This window comes from Paenibacillus sp. ALE3 (genome assembly GCF_054113405.1).
In genome coordinates, this window is the sequence record NZ_CM134214.1 from 2080713 (window position 1) to 2105307 (window position 24595).

Here is a 24595-nt window from a genome sequence, read left to right on the forward strand (position 1 = left end):
TGTGAAAAGAACTGTTGGATAATATCACTTCACTCATGGAATGTAAAAGAAGGTTGATTCCAATAAGCGCATAAGCTATTTGGCAATAGCCACAGCATTCGCTGTTCTTTTGGTGGGTGCTTGCTGAATTTCTGCCATAATAGTTTTGCGCTTATTGGGTTTCGTCGGAAAGGGGAACGTTCTCATTGAAGGGTTTATTAGCCTATACCGAATGCTTTTTTTCAAGATCTTCTATAATTTCTAACGCAACAAAATATCCAAAAAATAATGTTAAAATATCCTCATATCGCTTTCCTGATCCTCTTGCGCTACTTAATATTATGTTTTGACTTTCTTGGATTTCTCTTTTATGAAGTGATAGAGAAACCATAGATGAATCAGGAGCGATCAGATCCACCATTAGAGTTGACAACTTTTTCTGAAACTCTTCAATTGGAAAGTCATTATTTTCTTTTGAGTACAGTTGCATAGGTTCAGGTGTATCTTTAAATGTAATCGGGTATTGAGTATTGAAGACACCTTCATTAGCTATTTTGTCAGCAATTAATTTACCGAAAACGATACCCGCTGCAAATGCTTGCCCAGGGATTCTTCCCATACCTAGATCACCATTAAATTGAGCTTCTCCAGTAGCAAAAACACGATTCAAGTTTATAACTTCAGCAGTAGCATTGATTTCGATTCCTCCTGAAGAATAGTGCATTGTTGGTGTGATTTTGATTTTTTTATTTTTAACCACCTTAGTGCTAAACCCATATTTTTTAAATCTTTCATTCAATATATTTTCATCAGCATGGCTCATATCCAAGTACATATCCTTTTTTTGCTTGATGCAATCTAGTTCAAAATGTAAAATCTCGTCAATCATTTCGTGGTAATCATCTCGAGCAATAGCATCACAAATATACTCATCTTTTAATAGTTGAATTCCTTTCTCATCTACTATTTTCCCTTGACTTAAAGATACAACTCCGCCCAATAAAATTTGTCTTCCATTATATATTGACCAAGGATGAGACATTACAGTAGACATTCCCTTTAATCTTGCACCTATTTTTTTAGCTAGGATAAGCGTTTCTCCAGTCGAACCCGGTGAATTATCATTGTAATTAAATTGTCCCGCATATCCTCCTGTAGCTAATACCAAATAATTAGTATATATCCTGATAAATTGATCTAATTGAATGTCATAAAATAATGCGATAATTCCATCATCAGACTTTTCCAAATCAATCAAAATTTTATTACACAGCGGTTGTTCAATATGTTGTAACAGACAATTAATTAATTTTTTTCCTCCCTGTGATTTAATCAAACATTCAGGCATGATACCAAAGGATGTTTTCTCATAAGAGATTCCTAATTCCTCGAAAAAATTTATAACTATGTTGGAGTTTCTATATAGCGTTTCAATAACCGATCGATCTGCTCCACATTTATTAATCGTAAGATTAATAATATTGTTAATATCATTCTCCGATGGAACACGTGTATTTGCGGCTGCAAGAAAGGAGTTGCTTTGTTTGGGCGCATTCTTTTTTGTTGTAATGGTATACTTGATATTGTTTTTCGATAAATAATAAGCGACAGCAAGCCCCGAGATACCCGTACCGACAATCAAAATTGGAGTGTAGTGTTCTACGGATGTTACATTTCGTTCCATCATTCAATCTCCCTTTTTAAGATGCAGATATGATCTTCGGCTTAATCTCACAGTCCGTTTTCCACTTAGATATTGATATACAGTAGTATATGCAGCCGTGATATCTGACAAATATCGTTACGTTAAATTAATTACAGGCACATTTGCAAAAAGGAGAGGCAAAAAAGAGTTGTTATACCCATTTTTAAGAAAATATTACTGATATTATAATAGGTTTATTACCGATGAAGAATGGAATCTAAGTAATATATTTTTCCTAATTGTACAAATTTATTACTTATTTTGTCAATGTTATCTTAGAAGTAATTAAGTCGACTTTGAAGCAGGAATATTCAAACCATTCAATCTTTGATGGCACTAGCGAATCTTTTTTTGTTAATTAATTATACGGAGGTGTCTTTTTGATAAGAAGATTGGCTTTCTAGGAGTGGAGAGCTTCTAAATTTTCAAAAGGGCATATTATATTACCGGGAAGCCGCTTCGAAATATATTTCAGAACATATCTTAGAACATAAGAATATAGAAGGAACAGCTATCAAAAATAGGGGAGCTGCTTTGTGATTTTATTATTGCTTCTATTTTTAAAATATGAAAGGGAGGGAATATTGTGCCACGAGCTTCGGTCATACTGCCAGTTTACAATAATGCGGCTTTTGTCTTGGAAGCAATACACAGTATTTTAACTCAAACTTATTCAGATTTTGAATTAATTGTTATTGATGATGGTTCGACAGATGGATCTACCTTTCTTATTTCGCAAATATCAGACCCTAGAGTGATAAAAATCTTCCATAGTACCAATCGAGGGTTAATCGCTTCTTTAAACGAAGGATTAAAAAAGGCCAATGGTGAATATATCGTTCGTATGGATAGCGATGATATTTCTACACCAGATCGACTAGCTGTACAAATCGCATTTATGGATCAAAATCCATTGGTTGATGTATGCGGTGCTGCTTTTACTTCATCTAGTGGAGGATCAATTAAGGTAAATCCGGCCAGTCATGACGAAATTAAAACATGGTTGCTATTTCACTGTTGTATCTGCCATCCTGCTGTAATCATGCGCAATAGCATGATCCGTCGGCTTGGCATTCAATATGATAGTAATTATCTCCATGCCGAAGACTACGAGCTGTGGAACCGACTAGCTTTCCAGGTACAAATGGCAAACCTCCCCATAAACGTATTGTATTATCGTCAACACAATGGACAAGTGTCCAATCAGCACAAAGCTATACAAGATGCTACTGCTCGGAGAATTCGTCAAAGACAGTTTAGTAAGTTGGGCTTGGAATTATCAGATGAAGAGAACCAGATTATGCTGGACATTCTTGAGTTTAAAGTTAATCCCTACAATTATGATAGTTACACCAGAGCATTAGGTTTTGCCAACTGGGTGCTAGACCAAAACAGTAAGCATTTAGTTTATAACCAAGAAATGTTAAATATAGCGTTTTCGAGGTGTATATCCCATATTCCTTATTGACAGAGAGATAAGCAAGTGATCCTGTTGGACCGATGATACTCTAATGGCACAAGCTTGTAATGTTTTTACAAAAAGGTGATTAGGCTCTGCCGGTTTAGCTGGTTGAGCCTTTGTTTTGTTTAATCTGTATGCCCTGTCACAAAACGTATCTATACATATATTAGAAGTACAACAATTAAAGGATGTTAAAACCATGGGTGCATGTGAAGGTGGCTACGGTGTGTGGACTTCTACAGCGGCAATTTTGGTGCTTTTTATCCTCTTGATTATAATTACTAAAGCATTTTGGATTTAATTTTGTGAAAAATTATAATGTAACACACTTCACTTTTTTTAAGATGGTTAAAAGTTGAACCCAATGGCGCATAGGTTATTTGGCAGTAACCATAGTATTCTCTTGCTTTTGGTTAACTAAGTTTTAACGCCTACTTAGGAAACCCTGCCATAATAGGTTGTTGCGCTTATTGGGTTCTACTGTCAGTGATCAGCATAAACCTTACTTACCGAAGTTTTTTTATTTCATTTTATGTTAAAAATGAAATCTCACATTATTCGAATAATATATTGACATATGGTCAATTTTAGAGAAAAATAGATAACAATAATATAAAAATTTTGGAATTTTTATGTGAAGGGTGGATATGACATGAAGCATACACCTACGATTCGGGCGGAATTAGATAGATACCTAAAACAAGAGGGTCTGAACCTAACGCAATTCGGGCATATCGCAGGCATTAATAGGGGAATAGTAAGTGGCATTGTAACAGGAAATAGTTCTATGTCTGTTAACCAAATTGATAGAATCACTGAGGCTATGGGTTTACCAGAAGGCTATTTTTACGACTTATATGTAGAAAACTATATTATCGACATTCCCCCTAATATGAGGCGAATCGAACCATTTTTGTATCGCTGTGCAGAGTTGGACAAGTTGGATGCGATCCGTCGAGTGGTGGGAGCTATCATGGACAATCTACTCTACTCACCCAAGCTATTTGACATTGCAGAAGAATTGTTAGCGCAGGGACGATATGATGCTGCATTATTGCTCTATGAAAGTGTAGCAGAAGTGGAAAAATATCAACATTCTGAACGCTTGGCCATCTGTCAATATCGTATTTTCACGATTCAGATTGATGACGATCAAAGCCGCAATCTTAGGGCAGCCATACTTTTCGAGCCTTATGTCGAGCGCCTAGATGAAATAGAACAACTTGATGCATTGAAGGACTTAGCTAATGTGTACAGGTCTTTGCGTAAATGGGATAAGGTTGAGGAAATGGCGATAAAAATGAGAGCTAAAGCGGAAATCCAATACACTTTGAAACATCAACAGAAGAAACTAAAGGATGACGAGTCTAAAAATAGTTTAAGTCGCCCCATGTTTGTATATATTACCTATGCTGACCTGTTGTGTGCAAGTGTCTGTGATGCCCAAGGCGATTATCAACAAGCTCTACAATATACATATGCCTATGCAGACTTGGAGTGGGTTAGAGAGACTGATGATGATACCCTATATTGGGTAGAAATGTATCAAGACTGGGCACGATGCAATATTTACGTTAATAAACTCCTATCTGGAGATACAAGTGTGCTTGCAGATTATGTTGAATACATAGCTGAAACAGCACATACTGTGGAGGATGAAAAACTCTCAAAGTTGTTGAACGTTATGATAGCGGCTAACCGATATAATTTGAATGTAGATGATGTACTATCACGATTTAAGATAGACATTGATGCCTTTACCCAACTTCCGCTATCTACTGATATGTACACCCAACAAGTGGTACCTGACTATATTGCATGGTTTTGTTACGAAGTGGCCTACTATTATTTAAACAGGGGGAAGTACAATGATGGTTTTAAACAATTATTATGTGCTATGGTAAAAGCACATATACTAAACAATGAAACATACTTTATAAACTGTACGGGTCTCTTTGCACATTTCCAAGCATACGCGTCTCCAGAGGCCAGAGAAGAGTATTTTAAACTATCAGAAAAGGTGTGGTTAGACAATGTTGAAAAAAATGACACTGTTAATCGTTGCAAGTAGCTTTTTGTTTTTTCCCGTCCTGACGCAACATATTCAGATCCTTGTACAGGTTGGAGGTTCTTAAATGCAAAGGCTCTACTAACCTTATGGTTGGTAGAGCTTTTTAGTTAAAGGAATTGTTACACATGCCCCGAATGAGTCACTGAGTGTTCAGTTTTAAAGCATACATATAAATATTTTGATGGCACAAAGTTATGACAAATTATATCTTCCCATGAAATGAGGTTTTTTAATGATTTTTGATCTAAGAGGGTCTGAATCTATGACACCGCAGGTGGGCATCTTTTATTCAATGGTGGAGGGTAATTACAACCGATTAAAATCCATCGTTCAAGATATGAAGCAAAGCGAGTTAGATTATAAAGGGCCAGATCATAAGTATAACAGCACTTCCCAGTTGATTAGGCATTTGTCATATGTAGACTTGAAATGGGTTTACAGAATTAAAGGAGAAGATATTCCTGAATATCTTGAGTAAACTATGGTCCTATGGTTGATAAACATAATAATATTACGCAAAGTAGGGATATTCACTTAAGGATCTCTTAGCGGATTATAACTTTGTGATTAATTTATTGGAATCTGGCACATATCTGATCATAGCCGGTATCACCAAGCAAATATAAATCAACTTCGGAAATGGTATAGCCAACAACAATAATTTCTCTATTGAGAGTAACTCCAATCGTTGATTAACGGTCTCTATTTGTTTCGTAAGCAGCCGGAGAGTTTTTTTATCTACAACAATTTTTTCCTTACTTCGACACACTTAGAATAGTAGATTTATTATGTAATCATACCAATATTCTGAGAGGGGATACTCAATGAAGAAGTTCAAACCGATGTTTCTAGTCATGATTGCTGCTTTTTTAATGTTTGCTACAAGCGTTTCAGCTTCCAGCTACGTAACCACAACTAAGTGGAGAAACGAAACCTACGCCCAAAGTGACATTATTCATACAAATGGTGGAAAAGTTAGATTACGTGGTGGTTATACTGGTCCAGGTAAAGCTACAATAATGTTTATGTACTCTGTTGACGGCACATCTAGGTATAGCCCAATAGGTACATATAGTTTTAATACTTTTATGAGTGGGAGATCATTTACTGATTATGTCGACGTACCTAGCGGGGGGGATTTCTACGTAGTTATTACTGGTGATGAAACTGCAGAAGCATACGGGAGAATAGACGACAAAAAATAAATTACTGTAGAGGAATATAATATTTTGTATGAAATGACAAGAGTGACACAAGGCATATCGCAATTACAGTGAGCTTGGGTCGTGACCCAAAGGATCGTGTTACGTCGCCTGAAGTGTAAATAGATACTATATGGAACTCTGAGCCTCAGATTAAACTGAGGCTTATTTTTTATGTACTAAAAAAGATAACTCTTGTAAGGAAGAAGGTCAGGAAACTTTTTCTTCTTTTTTGATTGTGTTAGAAAGGAAATGAATACTTGGTGTATGACAATGGCTAAAAAACTGGCTAGCAGTAGGGAGACCAAAGATCGAACCAGATCGACAGACAAAAGGTTATTTGTTCCCGTTCGATATTATGCTGAGTAAGGGGAGTCACCAACCCGGCCCAATGCGAACGCTGACCAATTTACGAACTTATCAGAGTCACCGATAACGTGTGGGCTATCAACGTTATATTGCCGTCTTATTCCTTCATCAATCAGTTCTTATGAAGGAATCCCTTCTGTTCCAGCAAATCCTCTGTGGCCTTCCACAGTTTTTGCTGCATCTTGGGATCTTCTCCGGGTGAGACCGGTTCAATAGATTTCCCGGTTCCGACGTTAAAGTATCCACCCGTTTTTTTATGATATTCCGGCTCTACAATCAATCGGGTGATGATATCTGCTCCTCTTCGCGGATCTCCAAGACGAAGAAACTTCAACAATCGTTCTAATAGAGGGGCAAACCAAAGTTCTCGTCCCAATCCGGTAACATTGAATCCTGGATTTAGTGCATTTACACTGATTCCCGTATACGACCATCGTCTTGCCAGTTCAGCAGTGAACATAATATTCAATAATTTGGTTTTTCCATAAATGGGCGATGAGCCACGAGCGGTAAAGGCAGTTGTATCCGTTAAATCTTCGGGGAGCTTCAAAACTCCATGACGGCGTGAAGCTTCGGAGGCAACATTGACAACTCTAGCCTTGTCTACGTTCTGCAGACACGGTTTTAGTGTATGTGTTAACAGCCATGGCGATAAATAATTTATGGCAATCATTTCAGGAAACCCCTCGGAAGTGATACGTTGCACAAAAGCATGGATACCCGCATTGTTTAACAGCACATCAATTTTAGGGTATGCGGCGGCTATTTCACACCCGATCCGTTTAACATCCTTTAGTACTGATAAATTTCCATAAAAAAAGTCAACCTTCGCTGATGGGCTAAACACCTCAATCTGTTTTCTTGTAGCTTCAGCACGTTCCTTACTCCTGGCAGTCAAAACAAGGTCAAAACAGCCGCGTCTTCCCAATTCAATTGCGACTAGCTGTCCAAGACCACTGGTGGCACCTGTTATGACAATAGTAGCATTTTTAGGCATCGTCATTTCTCCTTCATGTGTTACAATTTTATTGGAGTTCCAATCCGGCGATTTAACGCCTTTGATTTACATATGTCCACTATAATAATTTGGTTGATATATGTCAATCAAATTCGATTTATTATGGGTTTTTGATCGAGAGAAAGGTGATTGAGGATGAAATATAATGAAGTCAAAAATGGACCAAGGGAAAAATTGGAGATTGAGTTGGGCGAGCAGCTTAACGCACTTATCAGTGCTTCACACGCCTTGAATGTCAGAGCTGCTGCGAAATTTGACTCCTCCTTACAACCTGCGGCCTTCCACATTGTTCGTTGGCTGTATTCTTATGGACCAACTAATGCCGCCACTTTAGCAGAATCAACTGCGATGGATCGAAGTTCAGTAAGTCGTCTTGTCAAACAGCTCCAGTCTTTGGGGTATTTGCACAGAGAGGCCTCCCAAAGTGATGGACGGGGAATTGTATTATCTCTTACCGAGCATGGACAACAACAATTAATTGATGCGCTAAAGGAAAAGGAGTCCGTTTTTTATGAACGAATTTTGGACTGGAAAGATACAGAGCTTCATGATTTCATCCAAATGCTCAGGCAATTTAATGGACTCAATTGACACGGAACGCAACCTTAAGAAGTGTCCCGAATGTAAATACTTGCAAACAATATCGTCACTTTCCAAAGAATGTATTGAGCTAATGGAGAACGTTAGCTCAATATGACTGTAAAAATGTATGTAGCAAAAAAAGCCAAATATATTGTCTGTTTCATTAAACTGTTTTACCAGTTAACTTAATGGTATTGCACAGAACCAATTTAAGATACGAGCCAGTGGGACGCTTATTTTAACTTCAGATAACAAGAAGAAAATATTATCATGAGCGGCTTGGACAGTCTGCGGAAGAGAGTTGGGAAGATTACAACGAAGCCAATTAAGATTATCGGGTCTTATTCTTTTGTAAGCAGTATGAATATAGAGTAGAAGTGGACAATGGAATCTACCCGAATGTGTATTTTTTATGTCAGACAAAGCTCCCCTTACTTTGACAATCAATAAGCCGTATGTTTATGGATGAAGATAAATAGGAAGGAAAGGATGAAAATAATGAGTATGAAATTAGGAAGGAAAACTACTTTCTCCACAATTGCTCTCTTATTTTCAGTTTTGTCCCCGCTATCAGCTTCGGCAGATGTAGTAAGTGTTACCCATGACACCTATACAAACTCTTTTAATCAAGAATTGGTTTCATCTCAATTAGTAATTTTTAAAGATGACACAGCATATACAGATGTAGCTATTGTCGGGAAAAGAGTGAAATTTTCGATTAGTGGTTTAGAAAACCCGTTTAACGCTAATTATTATAATCGATTAGTCTGGACTAGTACTGATGAAGAACCAAATATAAAAAATATACTGACAGTAAAAGTTGCGCCAAAAACAGGGTCGCTTTACAGTTCCAGCAACTATGAAAACCTATCACTGATAAAACAAAAAATCAACTCTGACTCACCAGTATATGGATGGATTCAATTAGAATCCAAAGAGTGGGCTAAAGCAGGATCAGCTATAATCAAATATTAGAAAATTCCTAATGTGTAGTGTAAGTGAATATTCTAAATAAGCGAAATCCCCACCCGACCAGCTAAGGTAGTGGGGATTTTTCAAAATAAAAAAAGACTCCATCAAAAATTTACAGAGTCTTTTAGAGAAATTGTAATTGTTGAAAGTGATGTTCTTAAGAAGGGAAAAGTGTTTCGAAATCTGGAGAACCGCCATCGCCAAGCCAACGGTTAGGGCCTGCAAATGAAAAAGTTTTCCCGTTTCCAGTAATTTTTATATTAGCGATTTTCAAACCTGGTTTATGTCCAGATCCATCAGTTCTGATCGTAATTTTTCTGATGTCACCAAGGTTGCTGGTGCTAATTCTTGTTGTATCCGAATCTTCTTGTTCAAAACTTCCATTGAGTGTAGCGGTAGCATAATCTCCATTTGAACCATACAAAGTAATAGAGATATTAGAATCAGTTCCAGCATCTTTAAGTTTGGCTGTATTTACAGTAACAACATATTCAACATTAGCAAAAGGTGTAACTGACTCTATACTTCTATTAGAGTCTTGTAATGAGCTATAAGTGTCAGTTGTGACCTGATCTGCAAAAGAAGGTGCTGCGAAAGCTGCAGATGAGATAAGAAGTGCTGATGCTAGCAAAGATACTTTGTTCATTAAAATGTTACCACCTTTCTAGTATTTGTATTTAATGTTATACATGTGTAATGGGTTTGTACATAGTTCGTTGGTTGTGAAGAATATTGCTTTACTTGTCTTTGTTTGTTGGATTTTATCTGTATATGTCGGATATTCTTATTTTTAATTAATTTCAGAATGATATGTTCATAAAAAGTTCACTTACATGAAAATTTTGTTGCAGCTAAAATAATCACATCAAAAATGAAAGGTTGAATTTAATGCCAACAACTAAAAAGGAAAGCTTTTACTTTGGGGTTATTATGTGTTTTGGAATGGTCATTATTATGACCTTCTATAATCTTTTGATTAACGGATTGATTGGAAAAATTAGCTTGATTACCATTGCTGTTGAATTTCTAATTGGATTTATTATAGCGCTCGTATTAGATCTATATATCGTGGGTCCTATAGCCAAAAAAGTTGCTTTGAGTCTACCTTTTGATAAATCCAAAAAAATATTTTTAGTTATCACGATTTCAACATGTATGGTGTTCGGAATGGCCTGTTCTATGTCTTTCTACGGTTTATTAACTTCAATTCTTAGCCATGCTATTAGCGATCATTCATTATTTGAAGCATATTTAGAAATTTTTATAAAGAACTTTGTTGTGGCCTATCCATTACAATTATTGGTTATGGGTCCAGCTGTTCGAGCCTTGTTTATAAAATTTATAAAGAAAAGCGGGCAAGCAGGACCAAAGCTGATACAAGTTTGAAGAAGCTATAACTGGCGGGATTGGTAGTTTGGTGTTTGATTTAACACAAAAAAAAGCAGGAAGAATTCTTCCTGCTTTTTGCTTGAAAATAATTATTAACGTCTGCGTTGTCCATCATTCACGCTAAACAGATTGACAGCCAGTGCGTTACCTCTTGCACGCGCAGTGGCTCTTTGGTTGGAACGGATGTTTAATCTTCTTCTTCTCAATTCACGGTTGCTGTGTCTTCTGCTCATAATATCACCTCCCTTCAAAGAAATGAAGGTACGGTTAAATCTTAATGATGTTTATGCTTACGCTTGGAAATTTTGATATTTAATGCGTTAGTTGCGAGTGCATTTCCGCTTCCTGTTTTAGCAGCTGCGGCTTGAAAGACTTTAACGACCAGATATCTGTTTTTCCCGATGCGATGCTTATACGTTTTAACTCTATTTCTGATCATCTGCATAACTCCTTTGCTTTAGGTCTGCTATATACATATGTCAATTGTGCTAGTAATGTATCAGCATAAATCTACTAAAGACAAAAAGAAGCTAGTACCTATGTTCCTAAATGTTTAACAAAAAAAGCTCATACTAGCCTGCGTTCGCCTTCCCAACTTTACGTTATAGGGGAAGGCTACAGTAGGTTCACATGAGTCAAATTTCCATTTGTTTAGCTAATAAAAGTAAATAGTTCAAGATCAGAGGGGAACTATTTCGGATAATGGGGGGATATAATAGTAGAGACAATATAGGTTGCTGAAAAGGAAAGAATAGTTGTGAAACACACATAGTAAACATAATAATAATATAAAACCGGCTCGCCTAGGCGGCCGGTTTTATATTCGTGGTAGTATAACGGGGAAGAAAGCACGATAAATCAGTGGAAGTCCCGGAAGAGTCCAACAACCTTGCCCAATATGCTGACGTGTGTCAGGCGAAGCGGTTCAAAGGCTGGATTTTCAGGTTGAAGCCGGATATGATCTTTTTCTTTGTAAAAGGTTTTAACTGTAGCCTCGTCTTCATCTGTCATAGCTACTACAATGTCTCCGTTATCAGCGGTCTGCTGCTGACGTACGATTACATAGTCTCCGTTAGCAATACCAGCTTCAATCATGCTTTCGCCTACAACAGATAACATGAATATTTTATCCTCACCAACAAAGTGTTGGGGAAGAGGAAAGTAATCTTCAATATTTTCTGTCGCCGTAATAGGAAGACCAGCGGTTACTTTGCCGACGACGGGAACACGACTAATGGAGTAATTAATCAAGTTGCTGTTATCCGATTCGTCTTGACCAAGTAATTCAATAGCCCGTGGTTTCGTAGGATCGCGGCGAATGAGTCCTTTTTTCTCCAAACGATCCAAATGACCGTGAACCGTAGAACTGGAGGCCAATCCGACTGCCTCGCCTATTTCGCGTACAGAAGGGGGGTATCCCTTTAGACGCACTTCATTGCGGATAAATTCAAGAATGGCCTGCTGGCGGCTCGAAATCTTAGACATACCGTATCAACCCCATTTAGTAACGTTTGGGAAAATTATAGCATAGAACCTCCGTTCGTACAAACATAAGTTCTAAATAATCCCTAAAAATATTTACGAACTTTTGTTCTGTTTTCTATTGAACAAAACAAACGTTCGTGTTATATTGTGAAAAACATAAGAACAAACGTTTGGAGGACGCGGCCAATTATGAAATATAGCACTTATCAAAGTATTTTCCCGATGAACTTAGAGAATTTACAGGAGACCCGAAAAGAGGGTAAGGTGCGTTTGTTACAGGTTATTACCAATACTCTTTTACTCAAGCTTCTTATTCTAGTAATTATCGTTTGGGTTGCAGGGGCAGGTGTACTTACGGTTTTCGCAGCACCTTCAGTTTCTAATAAAGAGGTGATTAAGCTGACCGTACAACCTGGAGATACGTTATGGAAGATTGCCGTGAATCATAAACCGGAACGAATGGATACACGGGTATATATTGAAGGAATTATGCGTATTAACGCTTTGGAGGATCGGGGAGTGCAGGCAGGTCAGGTGCTTAAGCTTCCACACTTCTGATCTATAAGACTATAGAGCTTGTCAAGGAGCGCAATGCGGGAGCCTTGACAAGCTCTTTTCTACATGTCAAAGTGTATTATATCTTTGCTTTTATGGAGGGGACACAATTTGGATATAGACAGCTTGGTACAGCGCATTAATGAATTAGCGCGCAAAGCAAAAGCCGAAGGATTGACAGAAGAGGAAACCACAGAGCGCGCCAACCTTCGGGAAATTTATTTAGGCAACATTCGCCGTAATTTTCGGCAGCAGCTTGAAACCATTGAATTTGTGGACGATGATACGTCGAAGGGAAATGGCGGGCTGAAGCATTAATGTCGCTAAAGCCTGCATCATTTGCCTTTGTTTTAGGTATCTTTCCTGGTATCTATATAGATCAGCTTTAAGGCAGTTGCTTTAATGTAATATTTATTGGGAAGGGAATTGAGAGATGGCCCGATCATTTGAAAGAAAAGTACGTAAAAACACAGCGCATTTAAATAAAACGCGCAAGAAACAAGGCATTCAAACCATTAACGGCGCAGGTTCAGCAATGGACATTTTCCGTGGCCGTAATATTACTGTGCCAATCATGCTGGCTGGTCTTGCTGTATTGTACATGCTTATGAGTTACTTTTTGACTAAGACCGGCATGCGGGGAATGGACTGGCTGGTATTTGGCTTGTACTTGATGCTGGCTGTAATCTTCTTCATTCGCCGTCCTTATTTAAAAGTGGGAAAAGATACCCTCTATATGTTAAAAGGTGGCAGAGAACGGCCGATGACGGCAGGGGACATGAAAGCCATCAAAATTGAAAAGGGTTACGTTACCGTTGAAAGAAAAGGGAAGGGCGGTAATTTTATTTTTACAAAATCACTGGGACGCTACGATACGGATGCCATCGCAGAGCGTCTTGAAAAGTTTGCACTATCCAATCAGATACAGGTAGATAAGAAATAACCGATTTAGCCTGTAGCTCTGTAAGTAAGGCCGTATGATGTTATTTTTTCATATAACATGGTGCGGCCACTTGCTTAATATGGGCACACATAACGATCTGATTCGTGACCAAACAGACAATCTTACATATACAGTGGAAAGAGAGTGGATAATTCATATGACGATTCAGGCGATAATGTTTGATCTTGATGATACCCTTCTGTGGGATGAACGTAGTGTAGAAGAGGCATTTGATGCAGCGTGTCAAACAGGCTCCCGAGAAACAGGCGCTGATCCGAAAACGCTGGAAGAAGCCGTACGCAAGGAAGCGCGCGCTTTGTATGAGTCCTATGAAACCTTTAGTTTTACTCAAATGATTGGCATTAATCCGTTTGAAGGACTGTGGGCGAATTTTACAGCAGGTGAGCAACCTGAATTCCGCCAATTGGAACAGTTGGCTCCTGCTTATCGTAAGGAATCATGGCGCAGAGGGCTTCAGCAACTGGGGATAGATAATGAGGAGTTGGCGGAAAAGCTAGCTGCCCAATTTGCTTCGGAAAGACGTGCACGTGCACATGTATATGAAGAAACGTTTGAGATTCTGGAACAATTGAAGGGGCAATACAAGCTGTTATTGCTGACAAATGGTTCCCCTGATCTACAACAGGAGAAGCTGGATGGAGTTCCTCAATTGGCTCCTTTTTTTGATCATGTTGTTATTTCAGGTTCTTTTGGTCGGGGCAAGCCTGATCCTTCTATATTCCAGCATGCTTTGGGCCTTCTAGGAATTGAACCTGGACAAGCTTTAATGGTAGGAGATAAGCTGACGACTGATATTCAAGGGGCTTTGGCAGCTGGTGTACATTCGGTGTGGGTGAATCGGAACGCTAAAACCAATACTACAGAAATCAAGCCGAAGTTCCAAATCAAGCATTTGTCTGAGTTGCATGGAATTATTCAATCTTTAAAGTGAGAAATCTACAGTTTTCTAAAACAAGTATCAAGAAAACTCCCTTCGCTCGATATGCTACAGAGCGGAGGGAGTTTTCCTTATTGACACCATAGATCTTAATTATGCTGTAGTGAATGTTGGATCTTCGAACGGTTCGGCAATCCAGCCATTTTCTTCGATGAACAAGCGGACTGCGACGATCTTTTGATTTTCCATTAAAGTGAAGAAGTGAGGTGTATTTTCAGGTACGGAAATAACGTCACCTGGTGAAAGCTCTACATTAAAATAGCCGATCTCTTCAGAGCCTTTAATGATGAAAATGCCTTTACCAGCAACAATGGCACGGATCTCATCCTCGGTATGGGTGTGAATTTGCTCGAACTTGGCCAGCAGCTCGTCCAGTTTCGGCGTTGCTTCAGATAAGGTGATAACGTCCCATATTTTATATCCGCGACGTGCGGCTAAATCCTTGATTTCAGGTTCAAATGTTTTAAGAACAGCGGCTTTTTGATCATCTGTCAGAGTAAAGTTTTCTTGCAGCTCCCTTGGCAGCTTGGAAGCATCCCAGTGTTCATACAATACTTGGTGGCTCTCCAAAAATTCACGTACTTGTTCTTCACCACTAATTCGCTCATTCGTATTGCGTATAAAAATTTCTGCCATATATAAATCCCTCTTTTCCACTTGGATTAATGTTGTATAAAGAATACCATGTCTTATCCAGTTGCACAATACAGGCTGAAACATTTATATGGGAACGACTATAGCTAAACGATACAGTTTAAAGACGTTCGTCTATAACGATGCATACTACAAAAATAGATCAGCTAAGTCGTTTATGAAGAAGAATAGCCTGCATAAAACGTATGTTTTTACTTCAATCTATCTAAATGATACGGTTTCTGCTAAACTAGGATTTAACGTTTTGCGGGGGTGAAGAAATTTTGGATAAAGTTAGCTTGCAGGATGCGTTACAACGAAGAATACTCCTTCTTGATGGGGCTATGGGTACTATGATTCAGCAGGAAGACCTTTCTCCCGCTGATTTTGGTGGAGAAGAGTTGGAAGGCTGCAACGAGATGTTGGTCTTAACGAGACCGGATGTCATTCAAGGGATTCATGAAGCATACTTGGAGGCCGGGGCAGACCTGATTGAAACGAATACATTTGGAGCAACATCCGTCGTTTTGGCGGATTACGATATACCAGAACGTGCCCGTGAAATTAATCTGGTGGCGGCCAAACTGGCACGTAACGCGGTGGATAAATACAGCACTGCGGACAAGCCTCGTTTTGTTGTAGGAGCTATGGGTCCAACCACGAAAACCTTGTCTGTCACAGGCGGTGTTACATTTGTAGAGCTGATTGAAAGCTATCAGGAGCAGGCTTTGGCGCTTATTGAAGGCGGGGTGGATGTTCTTCTGTTGGAGACCTCACAGGATACGCTTAACGTTAAGGCAGGCAGCATTGGAATTCGTCAGGCTTTTGAGCAGACAGGGATTGAGCTTCCGTTAATGATTTCTGGCACGATTGAACCGATGGGAACAACGTTGGCCGGACAAAATATCGAATCCTTCTGCATATCACTCGAACATTTAAACCCAATCTCGATTGGACTGAATTGTGCTACAGGTCCAGAGTTTATGCGTGATCATATTCGTTCTTTGTCTGAAATGTCCTCTGCAGCTATTAGTTGTTATCCAAATGCGGGCTTGCCCGATGAAAATGGTCAATACCATGAATCGCCGGATTCATTAGCTCGTAAAATGGCTGCTTTCGCTGAAAAAGGCTGGTTGAATATTGCAGGAGGCTGTTGCGGTACTACACCAGAGCATATAAGAGTAATGAGTGAAAGTATGGCGCAGTTTGAGCCTCGCCAGCTCGTAGGTCATCATCCTCCTGCCGTATCAGGCATTGAACCAGTATATATTGAACAGGATAATCGTCCGTATATGGTTGGTGAGCGAACAAATGTTCTGGGTTCCCGGAAATTCAAGCGTTTGATCGTAGAAGGCAAATATGAAGAGGCGTCTGAAATTGCCCGCGCTCAGGTAAAAAGCGGAGCACATGTCATTGATATTTGTGTGCAAGATCCGGACCGGGATGAAATGATTGATATGGAAGCGTTCTTGAAACTGGTTGTAAACAAGGTGAAAGTACCATTGGTGATTGATACCACGGATATTAAAGTTATCGATAAAGCACTTCAATATTCGCAAGGTAAGGCAATTATTAACTCCATTAATTTGGAGGATGGTGAAGAAAAATTTGAGAAAATGGCTCCTATTATTCATAAATACGGCGCTGCTGTTGTTGTCGGAACGATTGATGAACGTGGACAGGCAATTGCGCGTGAGGATAAGCTTGAGGTAGCTAAACGTTCTTATGATCTGTTGGTGAACCGTTACGGTCTGGCAGCGGAGGATATCATTTTTGATACGCTCGTATTCCCAGTAGGAACAGGGGATGAACAATATATCGGTTCGGCTAAGGAAACGATTGAGGGCATACGTATCATTAAAGAAGCCCTTCCTGGGGTTCATACCATATTGGGCATCAGTAACGTATCCTTTGGTTTACCGGAAGCGGGTCGTGAAGTGCTCAATTCTGTCTATTTGTATGAATGCACCAAAGCGGGACTGGATTATGCAATTGTAAATACAGAGAAGCTTGAACGCTATGCATCTATCCCCGAGCATGAACGGAAATTGGCGGAAGATCTGATCTATAATACAAATGACGATACTTTATCTGCATTTGTAGCAGCTTTTCGTAACAAGAAAGTGGAGAAAAAAGAGAAGATATCAAACCTTTCGCTCGAAGAACGGCTGGCTTCCTATGTAGTGGAGGGAAGTAAGGAGGGACTGATCCCGGATCTGGAGCAAGCTCTCGCCAAATATTCTTCTCTGGAGATTATTAACGGACCGCTAATGAAAGGGATGGAAGAAGTAGGACGTCTGTTTAACAACAACGAGCTGATTGTTGCAGAGGTTCTGCAAAGCGCTGAAGTAATGAAAGCATCCGTGGCTTATTTAGAGCCGTTCATGGAGAAGAATGAATCCTCGGTAAAAGGTAAGATTTTGTTGGCTACGGTCAAAGGTGATGTGCATGATATAGGTAAAAATCTGGTGGAGATTATTCTATCCAACAATGGTTACCATATTGTAAATCTGGGTATAAAAGTACCACCAGAACGCATCATTGAGGCTTATCGTGAAGAAAAGGCTGACATGATCGGCCTGTCCGGTCTGCTTGTTAAATCGGCACAACAAATGGTGCTAACCGCGCAGGATTTGAAAAATGCGAACATTGATATTCCAATTATGGTTGGTGGAGCTGCCTTAACGCGTAAGTTTACTAAAAATCGTATTCGTCCTGAGTATGATGGACTGGTAGCCTACGCGAAAGATGCTATGGATGGCCTGGATATTGCCAATAAGCTTATGGACCCTGAGTCCCGTAAAAAAATGGCCGAGGACATGAAGGCTGAGCAGGAGGCAGAAGCGGCAACGGTAGTGGAGGCCAAGCCGCTCCCTAAGCTAACTCGGGCTGTACGCTCTAACATTGCTCAGGATTTGCCCGTCTATATCCCACCGGATACGGATCGCCATGTACTGCGTAACTATCCACTGAACTATATTCTGCCTTATGTGAATATGCAGATGCTGATGGGACATCATCTTGGCTTAAAAGGGAATGTAGAGCAACTGCTAGCTTCGAGGGACTCGAAAGCGATTCAGTTGAAGGAAACCGTGGACAGCATTATGTTTGAAGCTGTTACAGACGGAATTATTCAGGCGAGTGCTATGTATCGGTTCTTCCCGGCTCAGTCCCAAGGAAACCAAATTCTAATCTATGATCCGTCGGATGTAAGCAAGGTACTGCACACATTTACGTTTCCACGTCAGCAGGTAGAGCCTTATCTATGTCTGGCTGATTTTTTGAAATCTGTGGAATCAGGGGTTATGGACTATGTAGGTTTCATGGTTGTTACCGCTGGTCATGGTATACAAAAGCTATCTACCCAGTGGAAAGAAAAAGGAGATTATCTGCGCTCACACGCACTTCAAGCAGTAGCGCTCGAAGTGGCAGAAGGGCTAGCAGAACGGCTTCACCATATTATCAGGGATAGCTGGGGCTTCCCGGACCCAGCCGATATGACGATGAAACAGCGGCACGGCGCTAGATATCAAGGTATACGGGTATCCTTTGGTTATCCGGCATGTCCGGATCTGGAGGATCAGGGACCGTTGTTCCAATTGTTAAAACCTGAGGACATTGGCGTTGAGCTAACAGAAGGGTTTATGATGGAACCGGAGGCTTCAGTATCAGCCATGGTGTTCAGCCACCCTCAGGCGCAGTATTTTAACGTCGAAAAGGTTTAACACCTTTATCAGATGGGATAGCAAATACCCTCCGAGCTTCGGAGGTTTTTTGCTGGTCAGCAGGAAGAAGGTAAATGTCATGGAATTATATTTTCTCGGTACAAATGCAGGGGTACCTACAATTCAGCGAAATGTAACATCCATTGCTCTTCGTTTACTGGAGGAACGAAGAAGCATGTGGTTGTTTGACTGCGGTGAAGGCACTCAACAGGAAGTATTGCGTTCGCCGCTCAAGCTGAGCAGACTTGAAAAAATATTTATCACTCATTTGCATGGGGATCATCTTTTTGGTCTGCCGGGCCTTTTGTCGAGTAGGGCATATCAGGGGGGTACGGCACCTCTGACTGTATATGGACCGCCTGGGCTTCAACAATATATTGAGCTATCTTTAGGGATCAGCCAATCTCGTATCAATTACCAACTACATATTGTGGAGCATACGGGCGGGGTCCTGTTCGATGATGGTCAATTTCGGGTGGAATCCGCTTTGCTGGATCATCGGATCGACAGTTATGGCTACCGAATTGTAGAGATGGATAAGCCCGGTAAGCTCAACCAAGAACTGTTGGAGCGATACGGGATCAAGCCTGGCCCAGTGTACGGTAAATTAAAGCGTGGAGAAAGTGTGGAAGTAGAGGGTGGAGTTATTCTGAATCCTCAGGATGTATTGGGTTCACCTAAAAAAGGGCGGATCGTCACTATTTTAGGTGACACGAGACCCTGTCCGAATACAGTAGTGCTGGCACGAGATGCAACTGTCGTCGTTCATGAAGCCACATTTCTGCATGATCTGGCGGATACGGCGTACGAGTATCATCATAGTACGGCGCTTCAGGCAGCGGAAGCTGCCAAAGCCGCAGGCGCGGGGCAGTTAATTATGACGCATTTTAGTTCTAGGTATAAAGATCAAGAGCAGCTTCAGCCTTTGCTGGAGGAAGCGCGAAGCCTATTCCCCAATTCATTGCTTGCGGAGCAGCATGTGTTGTTACCGGTACCTGATATCGGTCAATAAACGATTGGAGAGAAAGGTATGTGCTTAGGTGCCGGGGCTTGCTCCGGTGCTTTTCTTTTTCACTAGAAATTATTTTCCGGGAAAGCGCAGGATGCGACAAGAGGTGAGACGTATCAGTATGAGGATGAATGAAATTGTTCTACCACATATGGAGGTATGTCATATTTGAGTTTCTATATATCGAATTTAAAGGATTTAGTTGCTTGAGTATGCCCAGGAAATACAGGAAATTTTCTTTGAAGACGTAGCATCTTCGATGGAATTCGACGAAGAAATGATCTTATGCTATGGGGAAGCGACGGCTTTTAGCGAGGGTTGACGCTATTTTGGATGGTTTACCAGCAATTCATGGACTTCATGAGCATTTTTGACTTAAGATAGATGAGATGAGTGGAAATGACCGATTATTTAATGACCTGAGTCATTCAGGTGGTTAAATAAAAAGGATAACACCATTCATGGGGTGAATTATTATTTTCAAGGTTATGATGTATGAAATTGAAGTGGGGGAGGGGATTACGATAAAATCGTTACTAATTGATCTGGATGGAACCCTTTATCATGGTAATCGGATGATCAAGGGTGCGGATCTGTTCATTTCCCGATTACGCTCAGAGCAGATACCTTATGCATATGTCACAAACAATGCTTCACGTACACCCGAATCGGTGGCTGAGCATTTGATTGGTATGGGAATTGAAGCAGCTAGTCATGAAGTATATACTTCAGCGTTAGCAGCTGCACAATATGTTGCACAGCAAAGCCCTGGAGCTCATGTATATTGTATTGGTGAAACGGGATTACGCGAGGCACTCACGGGGGCTGGCTTGCAGCTTGTTCAGAACCATCCTGATTATGTGGTACAGGGGATAGATCGTCAATTTACATATGAAACGCTGGCAGCTGCCATGCGTTGGATTCGTGAGGGAGCCACATTTATTTTGACAAATCCGGATCTACAATTGCCTTCGCATGACGGACTTACACCAGGTGCAGGTACAATTGGAGCTGCCATTGAAGCTGCTTCACAGGTCAAACCGATCGTCATCGGCAAGCCTTCAAGCGTGCTAATGAATTATGCACTGAATCGCTTGAACATTAGAGCGGATGAAGCTCTGGTTGTGGGCGATAATATGCTTACAGATATTGCGGCAGGTGCAGCAGCAGGTTGTAAGACAGCTTTGATTCTGTCGGGCGTGACGACTCGCGCTAATATGGATGAACATATTCGTGCCGTTGGAGTGAAACCTGACCTGATGTTTGAAAATTTGGACGAACTGCAGGAATGGATGAAAGAAGAGCTGAAGTCATAAAAAAATATATGTTTTAGAAATTTGCGAGAATTAAAAGCTATGTAGCTACGAAAGGAAAGATGTTGATATGCCGGAACTTCCTGAAATGGAAAACTACAGAATCTTATTGTCAAAACAAATTTTGGACATTCCGATTACTGGAGTGACGGTTAGCCGCGAAAAGTCCATTAATACTGAAGTGGAAACCTTTAAGAAGCAATTGCTGGGTACAACCGTTGTATATTTAGAGCGTCGGGGTAAGCATTTGATTTTTCATTTAAACACGGGTAAACGACTTGTGCTTCATCTAATGTTGGGAGGACTGTTGTATCTGGGAACGGAGGAGCAACGTCCAGACCGTACGATTCAGATCGAATTGGATTTTAGCGGAGTGAAGCTTTATTTTATCGGACTGCGCTTAGGTTATCTGCACTTGCTGACGGCTAAAGAAACAGATGAAGCTTTGTCAGACCTGGGACCAGATCCGTTAGACCGTCGTATGACGTTGGAGAATTTTACAGCACGTCTAAAAGGACGACGGGGAATTTTGAAAACAACACTGGTAAATCAGCAGGTTTTTTCGGGGATTGGAAACTGCTACTCGGACGAAATTGCTTATATCGCCGGATTTACACCGGGTTCCAAGGTACAAAATATTGTACAGTCTCCAGAAAAAGTGGAAAAGCTATATCATGCTACTCAATCCGTACTTCGTGAAGCTACTGCGGAGGGCGGTTATATGGAAATGCCTCTAATGGAGGGAGACACGCTAACAGGTGGCTTTGATCATCAGTGTCGAGTATATGACCGTGAAGGAGAAGAATCTCCAAGCGGTGGGAAAATTGTAAGAGTCGAGCTGGCGGGAAAAAAAGCATTTTATTGCCCGGTGCAGCAGCATGATGCCTAAATTGCTTATCGGCTCTCACGTGAGTACGCGTGGTGGCTTTTCCAAAGCTGCTATACGTGCACGAGAGCAAGGAGGACGTTCATTTCAATATTTTCCGAAAAATCCTCGTAGTCTCAAGCTGAAGGAATGGAGTTCCATAGATGCTGCTGCTTGTAAAGCCTACTGCTCAGAGCACCAGCTTCAATCTATTGCTCATTCGCCATATCCCGTGAATCCAGCTCATGGTCGCGAACGCGGTCAGGAACTTTATGAACTGATGGTTGCTTCATTACGCAATGATCTGGATATTGCTGAAGCCTGTGGATCAAATGGGATAGTTGTTCATTTTGGACATATGCATTCGTCAGACCCGCTGGAGGGCTATCGTAATATTATTAACTGTCTGAATGATGTGCTGGAAGGCTGGCAGGGAAATGCTAAAATATTAATTGAGAATCAGGCTGGGGATCACGGTCCCATGGGAACCACGCTGGAGGAAATGGTTCAAATTCGCCAGTTGTGTCGAGATCCTGGCAGCATCGGATTTTGCCTGGATACTTGTCATGCGTATGCAGCAGGATTGTGGAACGGTGGAATGGACGAGGCTTTGCTTGAAAAAGGGGACCGTCTCGGCTATTGGCCAGCACTGTGCGGAGTTCATTTGAATGATTCCAAATACCCGTACGGCTCTAAAAAAGACAGACATGCGCGCGTGGGGCAAGGTTTCATTGGTACTGAGGGCATGCGCTGGATAACAGAACAAGAAGCTGTAAGAGGTATTCCCGTCGTATTGGAGAGTGAGGCGGGACCTGATGGGACACATCAGGAGGACATTCAAATGATTCAAAGCTGGGAGTGAATTATTTTAAATAGATAATAGTGATCTTAGAGAATGGTGTAAGCTTACTTTTTTGGGAAGAAGGAGGAGAAGTTGGTGTATTTGTTTATGGATGATTATCGACCTTGTCCTCCAGGTTTTAAACTGGCAAGGGACGCGGATGAGTGTCTGCTTCTGCTTCATGAATACCCTATATCGATCCTGTCGTTAGATTATGATTTGGGTCCAGGCCAACCGACGGGAAAGGATGTAGCTGCTGCTATTGCAAGTAAACAGTTATATCCGCGTGAAATTTACTTGCATTCCTCCAGTCCGCAGGGGCGGCGAGCCATGTATGAGCTGCTTTATGCGAATAAGCCGGAGGGAGTCACTGTGCATAACGGGCCGATTCCTGAGGTGCGTATGCAAGAGATCCTAAACGAGTCTAAGCGATGAAAGAGATCGGACAAAAAGAGGCGCGCCATGCCATATGGGAAGGATGCAAGCTGGCTTTGTTTGTATACACTCCCATGTGCGGAACATGCGCGGCTGCCCGTAGAATGTTAGAGGTAGCAGAGCATTTGCTCCCCGAAGGAGCAGTGGTGCAGAGCAACATTAACTATATTCCTGAACTGGTTCAGGAGTATCGGATTTCCAGCGTCCCCGCGCTTCTTATATATAATGGTGAAAACAAAAATCCTGAAATCATCTACAAAATGGAATCTGTAGGACACTTGCTGAGCAGGATAAGGAGCGTGATGGAATGATATCCATGAAGAACATTACATTACAGCGGGAAGAAAAACGTATCCTGGACGATGTAAGCCTAGAAATACGAGAAGGTGAACACTGGGCTATTCTGGGTCGCAATGGTTCCGGTAAAACAACATTGTTGGAAATGATGACAGGGTATATGTTTCCAAGTCGTGGTACGGTTGAAGTGCTTGGGCAAACGTATGGTCAATGTGATGTGCGAGAAGTTCGCAAGCAGATCGGATACATTAGCCAGACATTATTGGAAAAGCTGGCCCTAAAAGATCCCGTTTGGGAAGTGGTGGCTACAGGTGCGTATGCTTTTTTGCGTTTTTATCAGGAGATTCCGACGGAGGCAAAAGAAAAAGCCGTATCTCTTCTGGAGGGTATGAATTTAGGCGATCTGATTCATCACCCGTTGGGCACATTATCGCAAGGAGAACGTAAAAAGGTAATGCTGGCCCGCTCGCTGATGGCTGAACCTCGCCTACTGATAATGGACGAGCCTTGTGCCGGATTGGATTTATTTGAACGGGAAAAGATGTTGGTCGAGATTGATCGGCTTCGCAAGCGAGACTTATCAGTGGTCTATGTAACTCATCACATTGAGGAGATTGTCCCTCTTTTTACGCATGTTGCGTTGATTCGGGATGGCAAAGTCGCAGCTGCTGGATCGAAAAAAGAAGTTTTAACGAAAGAATTGATTATGCACACTTATGAAGTTCCAGTTGAGCTGGAATGGGATGGTGAACGTCCCTGGATTCGGGTGTGCACTGGAGGGTAACGT

General features: G+C 40.9%; 27 protein-coding genes. 20 read left to right on the top strand and 7 right to left on the bottom strand.

The features are described 5' to 3' along the window. Positions 1-202: 202 nt before the first annotated feature. Complete coding sequence (locus ACXHJ2_RS09370; RefSeq protein ID WP_155617172.1) at positions 203-1666, bottom strand: FAD-binding protein; 1464 nt, start codon at positions 1664-1666, stop codon at positions 203-205. A 604-nt stretch (positions 1667-2270) separates the two neighbouring features. Between ACXHJ2_RS09370 and ACXHJ2_RS09375 the strand changes: the two genes are divergently transcribed. From ACXHJ2_RS09375 to ACXHJ2_RS09395, 5 genes are all read left to right on the top strand, one after another. Beyond that, positions 2271-3152 (top strand): glycosyltransferase family 2 protein, encoded by an 882-nt coding sequence (locus tag ACXHJ2_RS09375; protein WP_165080743.1) that lies wholly within the window; start codon positions 2271-2273, stop codon positions 3150-3152. Positions 3153-3345: 193 nt separating this feature from the next. Continuing rightward, a complete protein-coding gene (locus tag ACXHJ2_RS09380) occupies positions 3346-3447 on the top strand; it encodes a sporulation protein YjcZ (protein WP_165080741.1) in 102 nt (33 codons plus the stop codon). A 351-nt stretch (positions 3448-3798) separates the two neighbouring features. Then, complete coding sequence (locus ACXHJ2_RS09385) at positions 3799-5217, top strand: helix-turn-helix transcriptional regulator (RefSeq protein ID WP_165080739.1); 1419 nt, start codon at positions 3799-3801, stop codon at positions 5215-5217. A gap of 262 nt (positions 5218-5479) precedes the next feature. Further along, the gene (locus ACXHJ2_RS09390; protein ID WP_225683649.1) at positions 5480-5695 is read left to right on the top strand and encodes a hypothetical protein; all 216 of its coding nucleotides are present in this window, start codon (positions 5480-5482) and stop codon (positions 5693-5695) included. Between the two features lie 346 nt (positions 5696-6041). After that, a complete protein-coding gene (locus ACXHJ2_RS09395) occupies positions 6042-6422 on the top strand; it encodes a hypothetical protein (RefSeq protein ID WP_165080737.1) in 381 nt (126 codons plus the stop codon). A 478-nt stretch (positions 6423-6900) separates the two neighbouring features. Here ACXHJ2_RS09395 and ACXHJ2_RS09400 read toward each other — a convergent pair whose 3' ends face one another. After that, positions 6901-7785 carry an SDR family NAD(P)-dependent oxidoreductase gene (locus tag ACXHJ2_RS09400; protein ID WP_165080735.1) on the bottom strand — a complete coding sequence of 295 codons (885 nt, stop codon included), beginning with the start codon at positions 7783-7785 and terminating at the stop codon, positions 6901-6903. Positions 7786-7941: 156 nt separating this feature from the next. Between ACXHJ2_RS09400 and ACXHJ2_RS09405 the strand changes: the two genes are divergently transcribed. Beyond that, the gene (locus ACXHJ2_RS09405) at positions 7942-8397 is read left to right on the top strand and encodes a MarR family winged helix-turn-helix transcriptional regulator (RefSeq protein ID WP_165080733.1); all 456 of its coding nucleotides are present in this window, start codon (positions 7942-7944) and stop codon (positions 8395-8397) included. 489 nt (positions 8398-8886) lie between these two features. Continuing rightward, positions 8887-9363, top strand: coding sequence for a hypothetical protein (locus ACXHJ2_RS09410; protein WP_238791023.1), 477 nt, complete (start codon positions 8887-8889; stop codon positions 9361-9363). A gap of 154 nt (positions 9364-9517) precedes the next feature. Here the strand turns inward: ACXHJ2_RS09410 and ACXHJ2_RS09415 are convergent, their stop codons facing one another. Then, positions 9518-10006 carry a PLAT/LH2 domain-containing protein gene (locus tag ACXHJ2_RS09415; protein WP_165080732.1) on the bottom strand — a complete coding sequence of 163 codons (489 nt, stop codon included), beginning with the start codon at positions 10004-10006 and terminating at the stop codon, positions 9518-9520. 242 nt (positions 10007-10248) lie between these two features. On the opposite strand from ACXHJ2_RS09415, the gene ACXHJ2_RS09420 reads away from it, so the two are divergent. Continuing rightward, on the top strand, positions 10249-10746 hold the full coding sequence (locus ACXHJ2_RS09420; RefSeq protein ID WP_058829646.1) for a hypothetical protein: 498 nt from the start codon (positions 10249-10251) through the stop codon (positions 10744-10746). Positions 10747-10841: 95 nt separating this feature from the next. Here ACXHJ2_RS09420 and ACXHJ2_RS09425 read toward each other — a convergent pair whose 3' ends face one another. From ACXHJ2_RS09425 to lexA, 3 genes are all read right to left on the bottom strand, one after another. Further along, positions 10842-10982, bottom strand: a complete 141-nt coding sequence (locus tag ACXHJ2_RS09425) for a hypothetical protein (RefSeq protein WP_013371496.1) — start codon at positions 10980-10982, stop codon at positions 10842-10844. Positions 10983-11023: 41 nt separating this feature from the next. Continuing rightward, positions 11024-11188: a hypothetical protein gene (locus ACXHJ2_RS09430; RefSeq protein WP_016821950.1), complete on the bottom strand. Its 165-nt coding sequence runs from the start codon at positions 11186-11188 to the stop codon at positions 11024-11026. 419 nt (positions 11189-11607) lie between these two features. After that, entirely contained in the window at positions 11608-12234 is a 627-nt protein-coding gene (gene lexA, locus ACXHJ2_RS09435; protein WP_013310545.1) for a transcriptional repressor LexA, read from the bottom strand. A gap of 189 nt (positions 12235-12423) precedes the next feature. Between lexA and ACXHJ2_RS09440 the strand changes: the two genes are divergently transcribed. From ACXHJ2_RS09440 to ACXHJ2_RS09455, 4 genes are all read left to right on the top strand, one after another. Then, complete coding sequence (locus ACXHJ2_RS09440; RefSeq protein WP_013371494.1) at positions 12424-12792, top strand: LysM peptidoglycan-binding domain-containing protein; 369 nt, start codon at positions 12424-12426, stop codon at positions 12790-12792. Positions 12793-12900: 108 nt separating this feature from the next. After that, complete coding sequence (locus ACXHJ2_RS09445) at positions 12901-13107, top strand: DUF896 domain-containing protein (protein WP_016821948.1); 207 nt, start codon at positions 12901-12903, stop codon at positions 13105-13107. 115 nt (positions 13108-13222) lie between these two features. Next, entirely contained in the window at positions 13223-13732 is a 510-nt protein-coding gene (locus ACXHJ2_RS09450; RefSeq protein ID WP_013371492.1) for a hypothetical protein, read from the top strand. A gap of 157 nt (positions 13733-13889) precedes the next feature. After that, positions 13890-14684, top strand: coding sequence for an HAD family hydrolase (locus tag ACXHJ2_RS09455; RefSeq protein WP_172800014.1), 795 nt, complete (start codon positions 13890-13892; stop codon positions 14682-14684). A gap of 99 nt (positions 14685-14783) precedes the next feature. Here the strand turns inward: ACXHJ2_RS09455 and ACXHJ2_RS09460 are convergent, their stop codons facing one another. Continuing rightward, positions 14784-15326: a 1,2-dihydroxy-3-keto-5-methylthiopentene dioxygenase gene (locus ACXHJ2_RS09460; protein ID WP_013371490.1), complete on the bottom strand. Its 543-nt coding sequence runs from the start codon at positions 15324-15326 to the stop codon at positions 14784-14786. A 281-nt stretch (positions 15327-15607) separates the two neighbouring features. Here ACXHJ2_RS09460 and metH point away from each other — a divergent pair, with 281 nt between their 5' ends. The 8 genes from metH (at position 15608) to ACXHJ2_RS09500 (ending at position 24592) form a co-directional block, all read left to right on the top strand. Further along, entirely contained in the window at positions 15608-19048 is a 3441-nt protein-coding gene (gene metH / locus ACXHJ2_RS09465) for a methionine synthase (protein WP_040103577.1), read from the top strand. A 79-nt stretch (positions 19049-19127) separates the two neighbouring features. Next, entirely contained in the window at positions 19128-20060 is a 933-nt protein-coding gene (rnz, locus tag ACXHJ2_RS09470) for a ribonuclease Z (protein ID WP_040103578.1), read from the top strand. A gap of 485 nt (positions 20061-20545) precedes the next feature. Beyond that, the gene (locus ACXHJ2_RS09475) at positions 20546-21373 is read left to right on the top strand and encodes a TIGR01457 family HAD-type hydrolase (RefSeq protein WP_058712056.1); all 828 of its coding nucleotides are present in this window, start codon (positions 20546-20548) and stop codon (positions 21371-21373) included. A gap of 67 nt (positions 21374-21440) precedes the next feature. Beyond that, the gene (locus tag ACXHJ2_RS09480) at positions 21441-22259 is read left to right on the top strand and encodes an Fpg/Nei family DNA glycosylase (protein ID WP_058829644.1); all 819 of its coding nucleotides are present in this window, start codon (positions 21441-21443) and stop codon (positions 22257-22259) included. Next, on the top strand, positions 22249-23097 hold the full coding sequence (locus ACXHJ2_RS09485; protein ID WP_172800008.1) for a deoxyribonuclease IV: 849 nt from the start codon (positions 22249-22251) through the stop codon (positions 23095-23097). Before ACXHJ2_RS09480 ends, ACXHJ2_RS09485 begins: the two co-directional genes overlap by 11 nt. 75 nt (positions 23098-23172) lie before the next feature. After that, positions 23173-23511: a cyclic-phosphate processing receiver domain-containing protein gene (locus ACXHJ2_RS09490; protein ID WP_058829642.1), complete on the top strand. Its 339-nt coding sequence runs from the start codon at positions 23173-23175 to the stop codon at positions 23509-23511. After that, a complete protein-coding gene (locus ACXHJ2_RS09495; protein ID WP_058829641.1) occupies positions 23508-23822 on the top strand; it encodes a thioredoxin family protein in 315 nt (104 codons plus the stop codon). Before ACXHJ2_RS09490 ends, ACXHJ2_RS09495 begins: the two co-directional genes overlap by 4 nt. Next, positions 23819-24592 carry an ABC transporter ATP-binding protein gene (locus ACXHJ2_RS09500; RefSeq protein WP_025675962.1) on the top strand — a complete coding sequence of 258 codons (774 nt, stop codon included), beginning with the start codon at positions 23819-23821 and terminating at the stop codon, positions 24590-24592. The genes ACXHJ2_RS09495 and ACXHJ2_RS09500 overlap by 4 nt, the downstream gene beginning before the upstream one ends. Positions 24593-24595: the final 3 nt, after the last annotated feature.